The following is a 19492-nucleotide window of genomic DNA, read 5'->3' as shown; positions in this document are numbered from 1 at the left end:
GTGCCGCGAAGCCGACCGGTCCGGCGGGGACGACGTGCACCGTGCACGCCGTCCGCGCCCGTCCCGATCAGCCGACCTTGTTTTCGGTGAGGTCGTAGATCAGGTGGGTCGGGTTGCCGCCCTGCTTCTTGTCGCGGCCGGTGAACGACCAGTCGAACTTCGTGAAGTTCAGCGAGATCGATTCGCTCGGCAGGTCCTGGCCACCGCTCGACATCGAATAGCCGGACACGATGATGTCCTCGAGTTCCAGGGTGGCGAAGGCGACCGATTCACCCTTGCTGGCGGCGACGAACGAGATCGTGCCCTTGCCGATCGGATCACCCTTGAGCAGCGCCTTGAACAGACCCTCGGACGACTTGTCCAGCACCTTGGTCGCGGTGATTTCCGAGACGCTGGGCTCGCTGGTCGTGCGGTCGCCGCCGCGCGGGCTGCCTACGCCGAGGCCGGCGCCCCACTGGAAGGACTGAAGCTCGATCTGCTCCGAAAACTTGCTGTCGGTGGAACTACCCTTGACGCTGTCGATCTTGAGAAAAATAGCCACTGCATGCCTCCTTCCACTTGATTTACCCACCCGGCCAAACGGACAAGGCCGGGTTCACTTCGCTCAACTTATCGTAAATGCGTAGTCTGCGGCCTCGCCCGAGGTGACCTCCACGCGGTCGACCGCCTTCCCCTCGGCGCGCATCTCCAGGAGCTGGCCGGCCAGGTCGGCCAGCAATCCGCGCTTCAGGATGTTCTCGATGTTGCGCGCGCCGCTCTCGACCTCGGTGCATCGCGCCACCAGCCGGTCCAGCAGCGCATCGTCCCAGGTGAACTGGGCGCCGTAGTTGGCGACGATGCGCTTGCGGATGCGCTCGAGGTTGATGACCACGATCTCCCTCAGGATCTCGGGCTCGAGCGGGAAGAACGGCACCGTGGCGACGCGGCCGAGGAAGGCCGGCTTGAAGTATTCGAGCAGCGCGGGCCGCAGCTCCTGCGCCAGCGCCTCGGGCTCGGGCATGTCGTCCTTGCCCTTGGCGCGGCACAGGTCCTCGATCGTGTCGGTGCCGGCGTTGGAGGTCATGATGATGAGCGTGTTCTTGAAGTCGATGTCGCGGCCCTGGCCGTCCTTCATCATCCCCTTGTCGAAGACCTGGTAGAACACGTCCTGGACGCCCGGGTGGGCCTTCTCCATCTCGTCGAGCAGGATCACGGAATAGGGCTTGCGCCGCACCGCCTCGGTGAGCACGCCGCCCTCGCCGTAGCCGACGTAGCCGGGCGCGGCGCCGACCAGGGTGGAGACCTTGTGCTCCTCCTTGAACTCGCTCATGTTGATGGTCGTGATATTCTGCTCGCCGCCGTAGAGCAGGTCCGCCAGCGCCAGCGCGGTCTCCGTCTTGCCCACGCCCGAGGTGCCGCAGAACAGGAAGATGCCCAGCGGCTTGCGGGGATCGGCCAGCCCGGCGCGGGCGGTCTTGACGGTGTGCGCGATCATGTCGAGCGCGTAGCGCTGGCCCTTGATCCGCTCGGCCAGCTGGTCCGCGACAGTCAGAACCGAGCGGATCTCGTCGCCACCCATCCTGCCGACCGGAATTCCCGTCCACCCCGACAACACGGCGGCGACGACGTCGCGGTCGACGACGTCGTACACCATGATGTCGTCGCTGCGCTTGGCGGAGAGTTCGTCCTGTGCCGCCTTCAGGTTCGCCCGCGCCTCGCTCACCTTGGCCGAGATGTCCTGCGTCGGCGCTTCGGCCACGGCCACTTCGCCATCCGTCGCGGCATCGGACGTCACCGGCGCCGGTGCTTCGCTGGCAGCGGACTTGGCGGGCGCCTCGTCATTGAGCAAGTCGTCGAACGCCATACGCGCTTCCGCGACCTTCTGGACGAGCGCCTTTTCCTCGTTCCACCGGCCGGTCAGCACTTCGGCCTCGGCTTCCAGTTCCGCCCGGCGATCGACGCAGGCCTGGAGCGCGGCGGCATTGTCCAGGCCGCTGCCCTGTTCGCGCTTGAGCATGCGCACCTCGGAGTCCAGCAGGCCGATCTGCCGCTGCACGTCCTCCAGCGCAGCCGGTGTCGCCGCCTGGCTGATCCCCACCCGCGCACAGGCGGTGTCCAGCAGCGAGATCGCCTTGTCGGGCAGCTGGCGTCCGGTGATGTAGCGATGCGACAGGCTGGACGCAGCCTCCAGCGCCTCACCCAGGATGCGCACGCCGTGGTGCTTCTCCAGCACCGGCACGAGGCCGCGCAGCATCGCGACGGCCAGCGTCTCGCTCGGTTCCTCCACCTTCACCACCTGGAAGCGGCGGGTGAGCGCAGGATCCTTCTCGAAGTACTTCTTGTACTCGGCCCAGGTCGTCGCGGCGATCGTGCGCATCTCCCCGCGCGCCAGGGCGGGCTTGAGCAGGTTCGCCGCGTCGTTCTGACCTTCCGCGCCGCCCGCGCCGATGAGGGTATGCGCCTCGTCGATGAACATGATGATCGGCGTCGGGCTTTTCTTCACCTCCTCGATCACCGACTTCAGGCGGTTCTCGAACTCGCCCTTGATGCCGGCACCCGCCTGGAGCAGCCCGAGATCGAGCGAGAGCAGGCGGATGTTGCGCAGCGCCTCGGGCACGTCACCCTGGACGATGCGCAGCGCGAAGCCTTCGACCACCGCGGTCTTGCCCACGCCCGCCTCGCCGGTGAGAATCGGGTTGTTCTGCCGACGGCGGGTCAGAATGTCGACGATCTGGCGGATTTCCGGATCGCGCCCGAAGATCGGGTCGATCTTCCCGTCGCGCGCCTGCTGGGTCAGGTCGATGCAGTACTTGGAGAGCGCTTCGCCCCCGCCCGCGGCGCCGGGCTGCGGCGCAGCAGCGGCGCCCGCAGCAGCCGGCGGCGCCGCGGACGACGCGGACTTCGCCTCTTCCGAGCTTTCGGTGATCTTGGCGAAGGCGGTCCGCAGCGTCTCGACCGGGATCTTGGCGAACTGCGCGCTGATGTCGCGTGCCGTGCCGGTGAGTTCGCTGCTGGTCAGCAAGGCCAGCAGCAGATGACCCGAGCGCACGACGCTGGATCCGTACTCCAGCGAGCCGACCAGCCAGGCTTCCCGGACGAGCTTCACCAGGTTGGGCGCGATCGCCGGCGAGCGTCCGTTGCCGGTCTTGAACCCGTCGATCTGGCGGTTGATGTCCTGCACCAGCCGGCCGGCGTCCACCTCGAAGTGGTTGGCGATGACGGCGATGTCGGAGGTCTGCCTGTCCAGCAGGCGGTTCAGCCAGTGCTCGACTTCGATGTCGTAGTTCGTGCGCGACAGCGCCAGCCCAGCGGCAGCTTCCAGCGCCTGACGACACGTGTCGTCAAGTTTGCCGATGAGACTCTTGAGATTCAACTCCACGCCCCGTCCCCCAAAGCTCCGCGCCGCCCGGCTTCATGCCGGTCGCACAATGACCTGCAATTCCCCCTCGTCAATTAATCTTGACTGTTATGTTGCGGCCCGTCGCAATTTGGATCGGCGTAGAAATCGCCCTGCGCGTTGCTGAAGCCTGCTTAGTAACGGGAGCGTCTGCACTCAACTCATTTTTCGCACCATTGCAGTCGGATCGACCGGAATGAGGCAATCGTTAGCTACACCCCCGGATCTTTCCGGAATGCCCATCCACGTCGTCCACCCCAGCATCGCCGGCGCCTGCGCATCGCCCAGGCGCAGCGGCGGTATGTCGCGCGTGGCGATGAGCAGGCGGATGGAGGGCCGCTGCTCGATTCCCGCGGCCAGCGCACAGAGCTGCGTCACCTCGCGCCGCCCCTCGCGCCTGAGGCAGAACGCCTGGAGTTCGTGGTACGCCAGCGGGCCGATCTCGACCACGTAGTGATGCTGGGCATCGAGCACGGCCGCCCCGATCATCGCCGCGGCCCCGGTGCCGGTCTCCGCCGTGTCACCGGGCTGCCCGAGCTGCGCAAACTGGGCCGCGATGCCGCCGATTCGGGTCTGTTCGGAAGGCGGCACCGCCATCCAGGTGGGCGTGGCCTGGACCAAGCGCAGCGGCAGTCCGGTCATCACCTGCAGCACCGCCTCGACGCTCGCGGCGCTGCGGCGCGCGTCCGCCAGATGGGCGACGAGCGTGACCAGCGAGCGGTCCTGCACGTCGAGTCGATCCCGCGCGCCTTCGTAACCGATGCCCGCCAGCGTCACGAGCATCGCCTGCACCGGATCGCCATCGCCGCGGACCGCGCGCTCGGCCATCAGCGGCCAGGAATACTTCTCGGCGATGCGCCAGAAGAACGACAGGGCCCGGTGGTCGAAGATCGAGAGGAAGTGCCCGAATGCGAAGTCGCGGGCCCGGCGCCGCTGCAGCTGGAGCTCGCTGTAGGGGGGCGGCAAGGCGGGGGTGGAACCGGCCAGGCCCATGACATTGGCCAGCACCCGCACCTGCCCCTGATCCGTCAGTTCCGCGTTGGCCACGTCGTTGGCGGGGGCGTGCAGGCGGTCGGACGCTCCGAAGCGCACCGGCTCGGCCGCCGGGAGATCGTCGCGGCCGAGCTCGGCGCGGCTTCCGCCGGCGCGCGCGCGCGCCTGTATCGTCCGCGCCGCCTGCACGAAGGTCGAGCGGCGCAGCCGGTCGAGGAGCGCTCCGCCGATCATGGCGCCCCTGCCCTCATACCAGCGGCCGGTCGCCGATGCGCGGCGGCCAGGTCTTCCAAGCACCGCTCTCCCGCTGGAGCCGGGCGGTGACCCGCACGAAGCTGTTGAGCGCGCAGGCCCCCGCCAGGAAGCGCTCGATGACGGCGCAGAGCAGGAACGCGCCCGAGCCCGACAGGCGCTCGTCGTCGATCTCCAGCGTCACGTCGATGCCGGAGCACATGGCGGTGTGGCCCTTGAAGCGCAGCCGCGCCACGCCCGGCGCGGCGCTGACGGAGATCAGCCTCTCGCGCAGATACTCGCTGTCGGGCGTGTTCCCGGTGTCGTAGATGGCGAGCACCTCGCGCAGCGCCTCGCCCGAAAGCTCGTCCCCGACCAGGGTGAGGTAGTTGAGCGAGAGCTGGCCGATCAGCTTCCAGTGCGCAGCCTCACCCCGCGCCGGACGGCGGGTGGGGGTCGGCTTGGTCAGCGCGCCGACGCCGGCCAGGCCGTTGATCGTTCCGGATACTTCGAGGTAAGGCCGCCCGCCGCCGAACGGCAGTCGCGCCGGAAGGTCGCGGTTCGTCGCCAGGATGTGGGTGTTGACCACCGTGGTGTCCTCCGCGAGCAACTGCGCCTTGAGGTCGGCGATCGTCAGGAACACGTCGTCGCCGCCGCCCACGCTGAAGCTGGAACGCCGCGCGGTCGAATGGAAGAACGATCCGAGCTCGGTGGAGCCGCGGCGGAACGAATAGAGCGCGGGCGTCTCGATCCGCTCGCCGCTGGCGGTCTGCAGGGTCACGCCGGTGACGGAGTGCACCTCGATCGCATCCTCGTGCTGCGCACTGGGCACGATGCGATATTCCACCGAGGTGTGATCGAGATGGATCGGCTCGGCCTCGACCGGGAACAGGTTGAGCGCAGGCGCCGCGTGCAGCTCGAAATCGTCGGCGCGAACCACCCGCTCCAGCTCGGAGGCGATCCGGTCGAAGAACAGGAAGATCTCGAAGCGGTTGCCGCTGGCGTTGATGAGGCGGCGGTCCAGCCCCGCGATCTCGAAGAACAGGTGCTTGTGCGGATAGGCGAAGTGCTCCTGCAGGAGCGCATAGGGCTTGCGCGCGGTGCGGGGCTGCGGCAGCAGCAGCCCGTCTTCGTCCAGGCCGAGCAGGCGCACGCTGTCGGGGCCGAGCGCGACGGCGCCGGGATCGGACGGGCTCGTGGCCACCGCCGCGCCCAGGAAGTTGGCGCCGAGCTGTTCCAGCAGGATCTGTGCCCGCCGCCCATCGCTCTTGATGAACAGCCGCAGCGTGTCGAGTTCGAGCCGGGCCAGGTCCACTTCGGGCTTGGTCGTCTCGAAGGTGAGGCGCAGCATGCCGCGCGCCGCCCCCGCTCCGACCGCAGGTGCCTCGAAGGGCGGCCCGACCATCGCGGCCTCGGCGAGCCGCAGCGGCAGCAGCCGGGTGTCGCCGCAGAGCCGGTAGCGGCAGGCGACGCCGTCGATCGGCTCGGTGGTGATCGTCGTCCCCCCCGGCACGGTGACCGGCTCCGCCATGTCCGGCGCCGGCTCCAGGCGCACGACCATCAGCGAGGGCAGCGGCTGAATGAGATGCGGATAGAGCGTGAGCAGCAGCGCGTCGGAGAGCTCGGAGTACTCTTCGTCCAGCTTGTGCCGCAGCCGCCCGTTGAGGAAGGCGACCGATTCGATCAGCCGGCTGACGTGCGGGTCCTCGATGGCGTCGCGGCTGATCTTCAGGCGCGCCGCATAGCGCGGATAGGCCTCTGCAAAGGCTCCGGCGTTCCGCTTGAGGTAGTCCAGTTCGCGCTGGTAGTAGGCAATCAGGTCGTCGATCATCCGGACAGGTTCACCTCTATGGTCCGGTCGCCCGGCCGCACCGCCGCCTCGTAGACCACCATCTCCTCGCTCTGCACCACGTTGAGGACCGCCGAGATGCGCAGGCGCATCCCGCGCGACGTCGGTCCCTCGTCCATCTCGATGTCGATCTGCGAGAGGCGCGGCTCGTGCTCGCGGATCACCTGGGCGATCACGCGGCGCACCCGTTCGCGCACGGCAGCGACGGACATGTCCTCGGTCGACAGATCGGGGATGCCATAGCCCACCACCGTCCGCTCCAGCCCGGGGTAGCGGTTCGTCGCGGGAAGCCACGGCCGCTTGGTGTTGAGCAGGCTCTCCAGGTCGCGGCGCAGCGCGACCTTGTAGCGGGCGATCGCCTCCTCCTCGCTCTCGTGGGCGTCGGCGGAGCCTTGCGGGTCGTCGTCGATGAGGCGGTCCACCAGCGACTGGGTGATGATCCGCGCCATCAGCCGGCCCCCTCGTTGCCGATCACGGTGGTGAGGCGGAACTCGGAGGTGATCTGGTCGAGCTGGTAATGCGGCCGCAGGTGGATCTCGCAGCCGTAGCTGCCCGGCTTGCCCGGCACCTCGTGGACGCTCACGGTGCCTTCGCGCAGGGGATAGCGCACGCGCATCTCGGGCGAGGCGTCGTCGTTGCCGGTGACGTAGCTGTGCAGCCAGCGCTGCAGCAGGCGTTCGCACTCGGCCGCGTCGTTGTACTTGCCGACCCAGTCGCGCGCGATCACCTTCACGTAGTGGGCGAAGCGCGCGACGCACAGGATGTAGTTGAGCATCGCGCCCATCTTGGCGTTCATCCGTGCCGCCTCCCCGTCGTAGTCGGGCGGGCGGTGCAGGCTGGGCAGGTTCATGAAGGCGCTGTTGCCGGTGAGGTGAAGCTGGCGCAGCACCAGCAGGCCCTGCTCGTTGAGCGCCACCTCCTGCTCCTCGGAGACGGCGTTCTCGATGGCGAAGCGGGCGACGAAGCCGGCGCGGTCGCTGGGCAGGAAGTGGCGGACCGGGCCATCGACGATCCCGGCTTCCCCCGCGGGCAGCGTGCCGCGGATCGCGGCGGGCCAGCGGTGCCGGGCCATGGCGCGGGCGGTGACGTAGGCGACGCCGAAGCCGCCATGCAGCCACAGCAGATCGCGCGGACCGGAGACTTTCTCGTCGTAGACGAAGCCCAGCCGCGGATGGTCGCGGCCGCGGTGGGGCGTGCGCACCAGCATGCGGGGGATGACCGCGCCCACGAAGCGGCTGTCGGGGCGCAGGCGGATGCGGTTCCAGCGGGCGAAGGACGGGTCGGCGAAGGTGGCGCTGAGGTCCTGCCGCAGGTCGATCTCGTCCAGCCCGTCGAGCGAGAGGAGCGAAGGGTCCACCCCCAGGACGAACGGGCAGAACGCTGCCGAGGCCACCGACATCAGCCCTTCCAGCACCTCGACGTCGTCCACCTTGCTGCCGCGGCCCAGACGGTGGGAGATCGCATGGTCCACCACGACGACGCCGTAGGGCTTGCCGCCGGGCATGCCGAACTCCTGGCTGTAGACGAGATCGAACAGCGTGCTCTGGTCGAAGTCGAGCGCGCGCTCGAGGTCGCGGGCGATCTCTGTCCAGCGCACGTCGAGGATGCGCAGACGCACCGCCGGATCGTCGATGCTGTCGGCCAGCCAGGCGACGCCGCGCCACAGCGCTTCCAGCTTCTGGAGCGCGGGATGGTGGAGGATGGCGTCGAGCTGGCGCCCGAGGTCGCGGTCGATCCGCGCGATCAGGCCGGCGGCGGTGGCCCGAAGCCGCGCGTGCCGGTCCGCGGCGGAAGCGAGGTGCGCGCTCTCGTCCGCGTCGGCATGGAGCGCTTCCGCAGAAGCCGGCCCGGGCTCTGCGGAAGGCGCCGTGGCCGCCGGCAGCGTCGTCGCGTCCTGCCCTTCGGCGAGTAGGGGCGACGACGCCATGGCGGCAGGTCGAGCGTCAGGACGCGGTCGGGATGCGGGCCACGAGACGCATCGAGGTGGTCAGCTCCTCGAACTGCAGCCAGGGCCGCAGGTGCGCCACCGCGCTGTAGGAGCCCGGCGCGCCCGGCACTTCCTTGACCTCCACGCGGGCCTCGCGCAGCGGGTACTTGGCGCGGGCTTCCTGCCCGGCACCCTCGGTCGCGTCGACGTAGTTCATGATCCAGCGATTGAGCCAGGTCTCGCAGTCGCTCGCCTCCATGAACGAGCCGATCTTGTCGCGCGCCATGACCTTCAGGTAGTGCGCGAAGCGGCTGGTCGCCATGATGTACGGCAGCCGCGCCGAGATCGCCGCGTTGGCGGTCGCTTCCGGACGATCGTACTTCTTGGGGTTCTGCGTGGTCTGCGCCCCGAAGAAGACCGAGTAGTCGGTGTTCTTGTAGTGGCACAGCGGCAGGAAGCCCAAGTCCGACAGTTCCTTCTCGCGCCGGTCGGTAATGCCGATCTCGGTCGGGCACTGGGTGTCGAGGTCGCCGTCGTCCGACTGGAAGACGTGCGTGGGCAGGTTCGAGACCTTCCCGCCGCCCTCGGCCCCGCGGATCGCGGTGCACCAGCCGTACTGCGCGAAGGCGTCGGTCATGCGGGCCGCCAGCGCGTAGGACGCGTTCATCCAGCAGTAGTCGTCATGGTCCATCGCCTTGGGCGCGCCGTTCTCGTCGCGCGGGGCTTCCTCGTACTCGAAGGCGTCGACCTTCTTGGTGTCGCGCCCATAGGGCAGGCGCGCCAGCACGCGGGGCATCGTCAGCGTGACGAAGCGCGAGTCCTCCGACTGCCGGAACGAGTTCCACTTGGTGTAGTCGGCCGTCTCGAACAGCTGCTTGAGGTCCATCGGCTTGGACAGCTCCTTGTAGGAGTCCATGCCGAAGACGTTGGCGTCCGCCGCCGAGATGAAGGGCGTGAAGCCGGAGGCGGCCACGCTCGAGATGTTGGTCAGCAGCTCGACATCGTCGGGATGCTTGGAGAAGTAGTAGTCGCCCACCAGCGCGCCGAACGGGGTGCCGCCGGCCATGCCGAACTGCTCCTCGTAGACCTTCTTGTAGAGGGTCGACTGGTCGAAGTCGGTGGCCTTGGCGAGATCGTTGGCGATCTCCTTCTTGGTGGCGTTGAACAGCTGCACCTTCAGCGTGGTGCTGATCTCGCTGTTCTTGACGAGGTAGTTGAGCCCGCGCCAGGTGCCTTCGATCTGCTTGAACTTGTCCGCATGCATGATCGCGGCGAGCTGCTCGGAAATCTGGGCGTCGATCTTGGCGATCGCGTCCTTCAGCGTGACCGTCATGTTCTTGTTGAACTGAACGGTACCGCTCATCGCCTCTTCGGCGAGCGTGCGCATGAGTTCCTCGACGCGCGAGGGCTCGGTCTGCTTGGTGACGCTGATCGCCTCGTCCAGCAGGCTCGGCGGCGCATCGACGGTCTCGGTCTGGACGGCGCCGGCGCCCTGGGCTTCCAATTCGGCCATGTCAGTTACTCCGCGGGCTTTTCGGTGCCGAGCTGGGCGGAAAGCTGGCCCAGCTTGTCCTGGTCTCCCAGGATCTGCTCCAGAAGGTTCTCGAGCTCCTCGGAGCTGTCGGCCTTCGCCATCAGGTCGCGCAGGCGGTTGCGCGTCTCCATCAGCTGGCGCAGCGGCTCGACCTGCTCGACGATCTTCTCGGGCTCGAAATCGTCCATCGAGGAGAACTTGAGGTTGACCTCGAACTCCTTGCCGTTCTTCTCCAGCGTGTTCTCGACCTTCATCTTCACGGCCGGCTCGATGCGCGCCATCACCTGGTCGAACTTGTCCTTCTTGAGGTCGATGAACTTGCGTTCCTTGAGGCTCTTCTTCGGAACGGCGGAATCGCCGGAGAAGTCGCCCATCACGCCCACCACGAACGGCAGTTCCTTGACTTCCTGGGCGCCCTCCGTCTCCACGTCGTAGGTGATGTGGACGCGTGGCTTGCGCACTCTCTTGAGCTTGTCGTGTACCGAGTCAGCCATTGTGATCTCCCTCGATTCCCGAAAGCACCGGCACGGCCGGACACCCTCGTGGCCCCCACCGGGCCGAACTAGTAATCGTCGCTGTTGCCTTCTTCTTCCGCAGGCGGCTTGATACCCGATCGCCAGTAGAAGTCCTGACGAGCCGAATCGTCGGGAATGAGTTCATTGAGAAGGTCATGAAGACTCATTCGCGCGCGTCGGTCAACCTCGCGCAGTGTTGCTCCCAAGGGCGACAGCGGTTCGTTGAGCTGGAAGTAATCGGCCGCCGCGGCAACCGCTTTCAACGCATCCTCGCGCCGCGTGATCTTGCCAGCGACGAAGCCGCCGCTGCCCGCCGGAGCCGCTTCGCCCGTGCCTGCCGTAGCGGCGACACCCTCTTCCCGGGCCGGCTCGTCCGCGGCGACGGAGGACGGGGCCATGGCGGTAAGCCACTCGCGGATGCCCTTGAGCTCCTCGCTCAGACGGGAGGCGGCGGGGAACTGCGGCTTGGTCCGCTCCGAGATGAAACCGATCGCGCGCCGCCAGCCGTCCTCGGCCTCGCCGGCCAGCTTCGCGGCGCGCGCCAGGGCCTCGCCCGAAAGGCGGCGGCCCTGCGCCTCGATGCTGCGGTAGAGGCCGTTGGCTTCGTCCATGCGGGCGGCCTTGGCATCGCCGGAGAGCCCCTGCGAGGCGGCCATCGCGGCGTCCGCCCGCACCTTGTCCATGTGGCGCAGCTCGCCGTCGCCGGTGCGCGCGATCGCCAGCTTGCGCACCGGCTGGATCAGGGCACCGTCCTTGTCGGTGCTGCCGCCGGAAAGCCCCGAGAGCGGCTGGAAGCGGGTCTCCACGCCGTCTTCGTCCTCGGCGGGGTACACCCCGTCGTCCCAGAACGCTTCCACGAAGTCGGCCAGCAGCGTCATCGCCGCCGCCAGGTCCGCCAGCCCTTCGCTGCGGGCGGCGGCCTCGACGATGACGCTCATCGGCTCGAGGTCCTTGCCGTGAGCGCTGAGGTAATCGACCGCGCTCTCGGCCAGCTGCTCCCAGTCCCAGGCGCCGTCGGGCAGGACGAAGTCGTCGTCGGTCATCGCCGCGGACTGTTCCAGGCGGACGATCGCCTTGCGCTGCGAGCGGATCTCGCGCAGCAGATCGCCGGCGGCGCCTTCGTCCTCGCGGCCGTCCAGGCCCACCGAATCGTCGATAGGGGCAAGGATCGACTGCCGCCGCTCTTCGTCAATCAGCACTGTTCCCCCAACTCCCCCGAGCCTAGCGCACTGAAACTACAGCTTTCGCCTCGGCACTCCACTTCTTTTTTCGATAATATCAGCACTCGTCATAAGTCACGACTCGAAATCCTGCTAAGGAGTACTGATGCCACCCGCCGCAAGACTTACCGACATGCACACCTGTCCGATGGTGACGGGGGTGGTGCCGCACGTGGGTGGCCCGATCGTCGCCCCCGGGGCCCCCACGGTCCTGATCGGCTCGCTTCCCGCGGCGCGCGTGTCGGACCAGTGCGTCTGCGTCGGCCCGCCCGACCTCATCGCCAAGGGCAGCGCCACCGTGCTGACCCAGAGCATGCCCCAGGCCCGGATCGGCGACCTGACCGCGCATGGGGGCGTGATCGTCGCCGGCATGCCCACGGTGATGGTCGGCGGCTAGGCGCCGCCTCAAACCCGCATCACACGCACGATCCGCCTGGCGCCCGAGCCGGCGGTCCGCCCTTCCCCGCCTGCACGCGGGCGGTCAGTAGCGGACGATCTCGACCCGGCGGTTGCTGGGATCGGACGCGACGGTTCCGTCGCGCGGGTGGTCGAAGCCGTAGCCCACGGCGCGCAGCTTGGCCGAAGGCACGCCTGCGCCCACCAGGTAGTTGACCACCGCCTGCGCGCGCTCACGCGACAGTTCGCGGTTGTAGGCCGGAGAGCCGATGTTGTCGGTGTGCCCTTCGATCACGAACTGGCGCGAACCCGCCGCATCCTTGAGCTGGCGCGCGAAGATGTCGGCCTGCTGGCGCGCATCGGGCGTGAGCGTGGCCGATCCCAACTCGAACGAGAGGCGCATGTCGAGCGACTTGCGCGTACCCGGCATCGCCAGGCGGGACGCGCCCGACGCGCGCGAGCCCGCGGGCTTGGCACTGGCGGCGGAGGAATAGCGCGGAGCCGATGGGCGCGCCCCGGCGGGCTTGGACGCGGCGGCCCTGGACGCACCGGGCTTGGCCGGCGTTCCGGTGGACAGGTGGAAGCCGCGCGTCTCGCCCACCGGGCAGATGCCGGAAACCATGCAGTCGTCTTCCTCTTCCGAAGCGCCGGCGTCCTGCGCGGCCGGCTCGTCGCAGCCGGAGACGAAGCACTTGATCTCGTCTTCGCTGACCGCCGCGCTTTGGGCCGACGCGACTTGCGCACCTGCGAAAAGGGAGGCGCTCAGCAATATGGATACTGAAGCCTTGACCATGACAGACTACCCCTAACTTCCCCGGTCGATTCGATTCTTGCCTGATACCTCCGGCGGCACCGTCAAACAACCATGTTGCATGGGCTTAACAGCGACCGTCATGTAGAGGCACAGTCGAATCGATGCTAACGCGCACAAGAGCACACGATCTTTTCGATGCGCGGGCATGGGAATGTACATGGGAACGCGCCCGGAGGTTCTTCGAGACATCGGTGCGGCGGGGGAGAAACACATGCAAGATGCGCATCCGTCGACCGCTCACCCCGCCCTCGGCCTGGCGAGCCTGGCCGCGTGCGCCGCAGCCGCGGCCGCGATCCTGCTGGGCGTGCCGAGCCTGTTCGGGCTGCTGATGCAGGCCCCGGCGATCGCCGGCTCGGGCCCCGCCGCGCTGGGCGCCGCGTTCACGCTGGTCACCTTCGGGCTCCTCGCGCTCGTGGCGCTGGCGGCGATCCGGCTGCGCGGCCTGCCCGTGCCGCTCGGGCCGCGCGCGTCCCTCGCGGCGGGCGGCGGGCTGGCGCTGGGGCTTGTCGGCTTCACCGTCTCGGTCGCGCTCTGCGCCCTTGCCGGGACCGCCCAGCTCGGCATGCCGGCATCGCAAGGCGCCGGGCTGCTGCTGCTCGAGACCGTGCTGCTGGTGATCCAGAGCGGCGCCGAGGAGTACTATTTCCGTGCCTGGCTGCAGGCCGACCTGGAACGGCGGTGGGGAACCTGGCCGGCGCTGGCGGCCGCATCGCTCCTGTTCGCCGCGCTGCACTTCGTCGCCGCGGCCAGCGAGCCGCTGACTTTCGTGACCATGCTGCTGGGCGGCCTGCTGTTCGGCCTGGCCTACCGCAAGTCCGGCTCGCTGCTGTTCCCCTGGGCGATCCACTTCGGCTGGAACTGGGCCGAGGAGCTGGCCTTCGGCCTCGTCCCCAACCCCGGCACCGGCCCCTTCGGTGCGCTCCTCAACATCGACATGCGCGGCTCACCCTGGTGGGGCGGGACCGAGGAGGGCTTGAACGCCAGCCTGTCCTCGGTCTTCGTGCTGGTGGCGCTGCTCGGCGCCGTGCTGGCGTGGCCGAGCGCGGCGGACCGGCCCGCCCCGAGGCTCAGGAAGATCCCTGCGCCCGGTTGACGTCGATGCGGTCGCGCACCTGCTCGAAGGCCTGCATCTGCGCGCCGGTGAGCGACTTGCTCTCCGACGGATCGGGCTGGACGGTGGCAGGGTCCACGCGCTCACCATTGATGTGGACTTCGTAGTGGAGGTGCGGTCCGGTCGAGCGCCCGGTGGTGCCGACCTCGCCGATCTGCTGCCCCTGCGCCACCCGCACGCCCACCGCGATGCCGGGTGCGAAGCGGTTCTGGTGCAGGTAGAGCGTCTCCCAGCCGTTGTCGTGGCGGATCTTGGTGAAGTTGCCGTTGGCACCCTTGGGGCCGCAGAACTCCACCACCCCGGCGCCCGAGGCGTAGATCGGGGTCCCGGTGGGCGCCGCGAAGTCGATGCCGCCGTGGAGCTTGCGGTACTTGAGCACGGGGTGGATGCGGAACCCGAACTTGGAGCTCACGCGCGCACCGTCCACCGGCGTGCGCATCAGCGAGCGCGCCACGGTGCGGCCGCTGGCGTCGTACCACTCGACCTCGCCGCCGGGCTGCTGGAAGCGATAGACGGCGGCCGACTTGGTCTGCGTCGTCATCGAGGCATAGAGCAGCAGGGGCGATCCCATGGCCTCGCCCGCGGCATTGGTCCTCTGCGCATAGGCCAGTTCGAACGCATCCCCCGCGACCACGTCGCGCTGGAAGTCGAAGTCGAACGCCAGCGCCTTGGCGAAGGGCGAGATCAGCGCGTTCGGCACGCCCACCCCCACCGCCGAGCTGTAGAAGCTGTCCCCGTCCATGATCCCGTGCATGACGACGATGCGCTCGCGCATCTCGGCGGCGAGGCGGCTGGTCTCGAGCGCTCCCCCCTCGCCGCGCCGGACGACTGCGCCCGAGCTGTCGGGATTGGAGGCCTGGAGGCGGTAGAAGCGCAAGGCGCCGCCTTCCCGGGTCATCTCCAGCACCGCGCGCACTTCGCCCTCGGCACCCAGCGCCGGGCGCGCCTGCGCCGCCACTTGGGCCGCCGTCGCCGCATCGAGGCCGAAGCGCCGCAGCGCCGTCTCCAGCTCCGCCGCGCTCGCGAGCTGGAGCGTGCGGCGGACCGACTGCGCCTCGCCGGCGCCGGGGGGCGCATCGGCTGCGACGCCGGGCCGAGGCGTCATGGCGTCCGGCCGCGCGATCCACGCTGCGGCCGCGCCTGCCAGGAGGATGCCGGCGCCCAGCCCGACGCTTCCCAGCCGCTGCCGCGAGGCGGAGCGCCGCGCCGCCCGCCCTTCCAGCGCCTGCCGCGGCGTCCAGGCCGCCGCCCAGCGCCGCGGATCGTAGGAGTCCACGAATTGATCGCCCATGCGCTCCCCCTCCCCGGACAACACGTCGTCAATAATGACAACTGGTGCGGAACGAATAGACGCTGTTGCCGAAATTGGAACCGGCAGTCTATGAAACCGGCAGTCGATGTCATCGGCAAGGCAGTCGAAGGAGGGGACCGGGTGATACCAATTCGGGCGGAATCGCAGGCCCTGACCGACGTGGGTGCTGTGCGCAAACACAACGAGGACCGCTATTTCGCCTCCGACGCGCTCGGCATCTGGCTAGTCGCCGATGGAATGGGCGGGCTGGAGAAAGGCGACTGGGCCGCAACGCAAGTGGTCGATGCGGTGGCCGCCCTCCCCCGCGCCGACGAGCTCGACGACACGATCGAAGCCATCCGCGCCGCGCTGGTCGCGGCCAACGAGCGGATCCTGGCGGAGGCCGAGGCCGTCGGCAAGCAGATGGGCTCCACCGCGGTCGCGCTCGTCATCCGCGGCCGGCGCTTCGCGGTGGCGTGGGTGGGCGACAGCCGCGCCTACCTGCTGCGCGAGAGCCGCCTCTACCGTCTCACGCGCGACCACAGCCAGGTCCAGGACCTCGTCGACCATGGCGTGATCGACGAGGCCGCCGCCGCCACTCACCCCTTGCGCAACGTGCTCACCCGGGCGGTGGGCGTCGCGCGCCCGCTGCAGATGGACGCCATGGCCGACGCCCTGCAGGACGACGACCTGCTGCTCCTGTGCAGCGACGGGCTCTACGGCGTGATCGGGGAGCAGGAGATGGAAGCCACGCTGTCCGCCCTGCCCTTCGGCCGCGCGGCCGAGGCGATGGTCGCGCGCTGCCACGAACTCGGTGCCCCGGACAACATCACCGTGGTCGGCGTCTCCACCAGCGAGGTCACCCTGGTCCACTACGGCAGTGCCGTTCCGGAGGCGTGACGTGAACGACGAGAAGGACGAGACGGTCTTCCAGCCCTCGCAGTTCGGCCAGGGCGACCCGCAGGCGGCCCCGCGCCCCGCCGACGGCGGCGAGGAAGGCACCGCCTTCGCGGCACCCGCGCCGCCCCCGCCCCCGGCCCCACCCGTCGACGACGAAGGCACGGTCTTCGCCGCGCCCACTCCCCCGCCCTCCCCGGCCCCGGCCCGCGCACGGGGCACCGCCGCCGCCATCGAGGTCGGGACCGTGCTCAACCACATGTTCGAGGTGAAGCGCTTCCTCGCGCGCGGCGGCATGGGCGAGGTGTTCGAAGGCGTGAACATCGCCAGCGGCGAGCGGGTGGCGATCAAGACGATCCTGCCCGAACTCGCCGCCGATCCGAACGTCATGGCGATGTTCCAGAAGGAGGCGCAGGCGCTCACCCAGCTGTCGCACCCCGCCGTGGTGCGCTACCGCGGCTTCGCGCTCGAACCGCAGCTCGGGCTCTACTACATCGCCACCGGCTTCATCGAGGGTCGCAACCTCTCCGACCTCCTGGGCAAGTCCACGCTGTCGGAGGACGAGCTCTTCGGCCTCACCCGCAAGCTCGCCGAGGGGCTGCGCGAGGCGCACGAGCTGGGCGTCGTCCACCGCGACATCTCTCCCGACAACGTCCTGCTCGACGGCGACCGGCTGGACCGGCCCAAGATCATCGACTTCGGCATCGTCAAGGAGACCGACCCGGGGTCCAAGACCATCATCGGCGACGGCTTCGCCGGCAAGCCGAGCTACGTCGCGCCCGAACAGCTGGGCGACTTCGACAAGCAGGTCGGCCCCTGGTCGGACGTCTACGCGCTGGCGCTGGTGGTGCTGGCGATGGCGCAGGGCCGCAAGCCGGACCTCGCCGGACTGCCCGCCGAGGCGATCATGAAGCGCCGCAACGGCGTGGACACCAGCGCGGTCCCGGCGCGGCTGCGCCCGGTGATCGACCGCATGCTGGTGGCCGATCCGCAGAAGCGCCTGCGCACGATGGACGCGGTGATCGCGGCGCTGGACCAGGCGCTGGCCGGCAAGACCCCCCGCGCCAGGAAGCCCGCCGCCACCGCGGCGAAGGCCAAGGCCGCTGCGGCCGCCGCCACCTCCGCCTCGCGGCCCTCGCGGCCCCTCCTGATCGGCGGCGGCGCGCTCGTCGCGGTCGCGCTGCTCGCCGGCATCGGCTACCTGGTGGCCGGCGGGAGCGACACCGATCCGACGCAGCCCGCGGCTCCGCCCCCGCCCGGGGGCGTGACGCTGCAGCAGGTGGACGCCGCGGTGCAGTCCGCCGCCCGCGCCACGCCCTGCTCGTGGCTGAGCCTGGAGACGCGGCCGCAGGGCAACGGCTTCTCCGTCGCCGGCACCGGCGTCTCAGGCTCGCCGCTCGACGTGCAGGACGCCGTGCTCAAGACCACGCACGGCCTCGGGGTGGAACCGGGCACCGACCTCACCGGGATCGCCCGGATCGACCCGAGCTACTGCCCGGTCCTCGACGCCCTCGCCCCGTTCCGCGCACCGCCGCCCGAACGCATGACGCGCAAGCAGCCCGAGTACGAGCTCGATGTCGCCGAACAGGGCGAATACGCCGGCCAGATCGGCACCCGCGTGGTGACCGACCTCGCGCTCGAGGGCATCACCGGCGACTACGCGCTCTACTCGATCGAGAAATCGAACGTGATCGCGCAAGTGTTCGGCGACCGCAGCTTCCTGCCGCAGAACGTCAACGGCACGACGATCCAGAAGCTGCCCGGGATCGAGAACTACCGCCTCAACATCGACACCAACGCGCAGCCCGGCTGGTCGGGGCTGGTCCTCATCACCGGCAAGGGCGGCTTCACCCCCGACGCGCTGAACGACCTGGTCTCTCCAGCGGGAAGGACCGCCTTCGCGCAGCGCGCAAGGGCCAACGACTGGAAGGTGCAGATCGTCTGGTACAAGTTCGTCGACAACCAGCCCAACGCCGCAGCCCCTGCGACGTAACTTTCATCACCGCGAAAGTGGTCCCACGCCGCTCAGTCTGAGCTTGTCGAAGGCGCCGAGAGGTGGGGCGAGGCCCGCATGCTTCGACAGGCTCAGCATGAGCGGAGGTTGGGCGAGCCCCGCCGGCCACTCCGCTTCGATCGCTCCTCGCGTCCTTCCGGTCGTTCAAGAAGCTGCTTCTGGGTGCGCGACATGGGTCGGGAAGAGACTGGCCTGTTTATGACGGGTGGCCCAAATAGCTGCCGTTAGTTGAGGCTGCTCGAAAGCACCTGAATTTCGCCAATGGAGTCATTAGTCCTCGATCCGAGTAAGATGCGGCCAGGCATCGCATCATGATCTCGAGCGTATCCACTCCCCGTAGGTTGCTCGCTTATCCTGACGGAAGCGTGGCGTGGGACACAAAATGAGGGCAAGCTGCAGAATTGTTCGGTGCGTCACCATCGCGGACATGTGTCCGAGCTTGGTGTTTGACCGACTATTTGATGAATGGCTCCCACGCGTGCAACCGCGCCTCAAGCTCTCTGTCGCAGGCGCATCAGCACGGTGCGGATCATAACAAATTACGTCAACATCGCCGCGGATCGGTCTGATTGATCGCTGGTGGAGGTGAACCCAAACCGCGTTTTTGATAAATTCAGCGCCGATCCAACACTCCGGCAAGCCTAGCGCAGCGACTACATCCATAACTCCCAGCGGTAGGGGTCATGCGAAGTATGGAAGAAACGCATGAGGCCATGTCGTCCATGAAAGCAGCGTAAGGCGTCGGACGAGAACGGAAACGCCGGAAATCAGATGCAGGACGAAATGGCCTGATTGTCGCAAAGCGGTGAGTTACTGGGCAAGGCCGACCACTCGTGATCCGGCAAACCCATTCGTTATCTAATCGCACGTAGATCAATCGGTGATCTTATCGAGCACATCTACGAGCTTTTGGAGAACGAACTCATATCGTTCATCCTGGTACGTGAACAGGAACGTCTCGCCTGTAACCAGCAAACGGTCGTTCAGATCGAATTCTCCATACCGCTGCTTGTAGGTGATCGGGTTGTCTGAATCCTGCCCGAAATCGCACTGACCATCTTTCGCGATGACAAACGGCCAAATGTCCTGTGTGCCAAGTCTCCCCCACCAACCCGCCGTAGGAAGGTCAGCGAAACGCTTGCGATTATCGCGGATCAGAAGGTCGATTGTAAGGTTATAGCCAGGATCACCGCACGTAAAGAACGCTCGCTTGAAGCTGGCCATTCGATCACCAATCCTGTTCGGAAACTCTGAATGCCGGAGGATATGTACTCTGATCTGTTCCCGCAAGCCTCGAACGCTCGGCTGAACGGCTTAAATGGGG

The 19492-nt window shown here is 68.1% G+C and carries 17 protein-coding genes; 4 read left to right on the top strand and 13 right to left on the bottom strand.

The window, feature by feature from the left end:
• Positions 1-67: 67 nt before the first annotated feature.
• The 9 genes from ACFFJC_RS20705 to ACFFJC_RS20665 form a co-directional block, all read right to left on the bottom strand.
• Entirely contained in the window at positions 68-541 is a 474-nt protein-coding gene (locus ACFFJC_RS20705) for an Hcp family type VI secretion system effector (protein WP_379489213.1), read from the bottom strand.
• Between the two features lie 63 nt (positions 542-604).
• Positions 605-3358 carry a type VI secretion system ATPase TssH gene (gene tssH / locus ACFFJC_RS20700; protein WP_379489212.1) on the bottom strand — a complete coding sequence of 918 codons (2754 nt, stop codon included), beginning with the start codon at positions 3356-3358 and terminating at the stop codon, positions 605-607.
• 174 nt (positions 3359-3532) lie between these two features.
• A complete protein-coding gene (gene tssG / locus ACFFJC_RS20695; RefSeq protein WP_379489211.1) occupies positions 3533-4603 on the bottom strand; it encodes a type VI secretion system baseplate subunit TssG in 1071 nt (356 codons plus the stop codon).
• 13 nt (positions 4604-4616) lie between these two features.
• Positions 4617-6431, bottom strand: coding sequence for a type VI secretion system baseplate subunit TssF (tssF, locus tag ACFFJC_RS20690; RefSeq protein ID WP_379489210.1), 1815 nt, complete (start codon positions 6429-6431; stop codon positions 4617-4619).
• Positions 6428-6898 carry a type VI secretion system baseplate subunit TssE gene (tssE, locus tag ACFFJC_RS20685; protein WP_379489209.1) on the bottom strand — a complete coding sequence of 157 codons (471 nt, stop codon included), beginning with the start codon at positions 6896-6898 and terminating at the stop codon, positions 6428-6430. The genes tssF and tssE overlap by 4 nt, the downstream gene beginning before the upstream one ends.
• Complete coding sequence (gene tssC, locus ACFFJC_RS20680; protein WP_379489208.1) at positions 6898-8376, bottom strand: type VI secretion system contractile sheath large subunit; 1479 nt, start codon at positions 8374-8376, stop codon at positions 6898-6900. Before tssC (ACFFJC_RS20680) ends, tssE begins: the two co-directional genes overlap by 1 nt.
• 16 nt (positions 8377-8392) lie before the next feature.
• Complete coding sequence (gene tssC, locus ACFFJC_RS20675) at positions 8393-9889, bottom strand: type VI secretion system contractile sheath large subunit (protein ID WP_379489207.1); 1497 nt, start codon at positions 9887-9889, stop codon at positions 8393-8395.
• A gap of 5 nt (positions 9890-9894) precedes the next feature.
• A complete protein-coding gene (gene tssB / locus ACFFJC_RS20670; RefSeq protein ID WP_379489206.1) occupies positions 9895-10404 on the bottom strand; it encodes a type VI secretion system contractile sheath small subunit in 510 nt (169 codons plus the stop codon).
• Positions 10405-10472: 68 nt separating this feature from the next.
• Positions 10473-11624: a type VI secretion system protein TssA gene (locus tag ACFFJC_RS20665; protein WP_379489205.1), complete on the bottom strand. Its 1152-nt coding sequence runs from the start codon at positions 11622-11624 to the stop codon at positions 10473-10475.
• Between the two features lie 127 nt (positions 11625-11751).
• Here ACFFJC_RS20665 and ACFFJC_RS20660 point away from each other — a divergent pair, with 127 nt between their 5' ends.
• Positions 11752-12042, top strand: a complete 291-nt coding sequence (locus ACFFJC_RS20660) for a PAAR domain-containing contractile injection system baseplate protein (RefSeq protein ID WP_379489204.1) — start codon at positions 11752-11754, stop codon at positions 12040-12042.
• Between the two features lie 84 nt (positions 12043-12126).
• Here the strand turns inward: ACFFJC_RS20660 and ACFFJC_RS20655 are convergent, their stop codons facing one another.
• A complete protein-coding gene (locus tag ACFFJC_RS20655) occupies positions 12127-12834 on the bottom strand; it encodes an OmpA family protein (protein ID WP_379489203.1) in 708 nt (235 codons plus the stop codon).
• A 232-nt stretch (positions 12835-13066) separates the two neighbouring features.
• Between ACFFJC_RS20655 and ACFFJC_RS20650 the strand changes: the two genes are divergently transcribed.
• On the top strand, positions 13067-13948 hold the full coding sequence (locus ACFFJC_RS20650; RefSeq protein ID WP_379489202.1) for a CPBP family glutamic-type intramembrane protease: 882 nt from the start codon (positions 13067-13069) through the stop codon (positions 13946-13948).
• Here the strand turns inward: ACFFJC_RS20650 and ACFFJC_RS20645 are convergent.
• The gene (locus tag ACFFJC_RS20645) at positions 13923-15257 is read right to left on the bottom strand and encodes a M23 family metallopeptidase (protein ID WP_379489201.1); all 1335 of its coding nucleotides are present in this window, start codon (positions 15255-15257) and stop codon (positions 13923-13925) included. The two genes, ACFFJC_RS20650 and ACFFJC_RS20645, sit on opposite strands and share 26 nt — an antisense overlap.
• Positions 15258-15398: 141 nt before the next feature.
• Between ACFFJC_RS20645 and ACFFJC_RS20640 the strand changes: the two genes are divergently transcribed.
• Together ACFFJC_RS20640 and ACFFJC_RS20635 are read left to right on the top strand one after the other, a co-directional pair.
• Positions 15399-16157, top strand: coding sequence for a PP2C family protein-serine/threonine phosphatase (locus ACFFJC_RS20640; protein ID WP_379489200.1), 759 nt, complete (start codon positions 15399-15401; stop codon positions 16155-16157).
• Between the two features lies 1 nt (position 16158).
• Positions 16159-18147, top strand: coding sequence for a serine/threonine protein kinase (locus ACFFJC_RS20635; protein ID WP_379489199.1), 1989 nt, complete (start codon positions 16159-16161; stop codon positions 18145-18147).
• Positions 18148-18477: 330 nt separating this feature from the next.
• Here the strand turns inward: ACFFJC_RS20635 and ACFFJC_RS20630 are convergent, their stop codons facing one another.
• On the bottom strand, positions 18478-18831 hold the full coding sequence (locus ACFFJC_RS20630) for a nucleotidyltransferase family protein (protein ID WP_379489198.1): 354 nt from the start codon (positions 18829-18831) through the stop codon (positions 18478-18480).
• A gap of 210 nt (positions 18832-19041) precedes the next feature.
• On the bottom strand, positions 19042-19392 hold the full coding sequence (locus ACFFJC_RS20625; protein WP_379489197.1) for a hypothetical protein: 351 nt from the start codon (positions 19390-19392) through the stop codon (positions 19042-19044).
• Positions 19393-19492: the final 100 nt, after the last annotated feature.

Source organism: Novosphingobium soli (genome assembly GCF_042432915.1).
Lineage (GTDB): Bacteria > Pseudomonadota > Alphaproteobacteria > Sphingomonadales > Sphingomonadaceae > Novosphingobium > Novosphingobium soli.
This window is presented reverse-complemented; position numbering and strand designations above follow the sequence as displayed.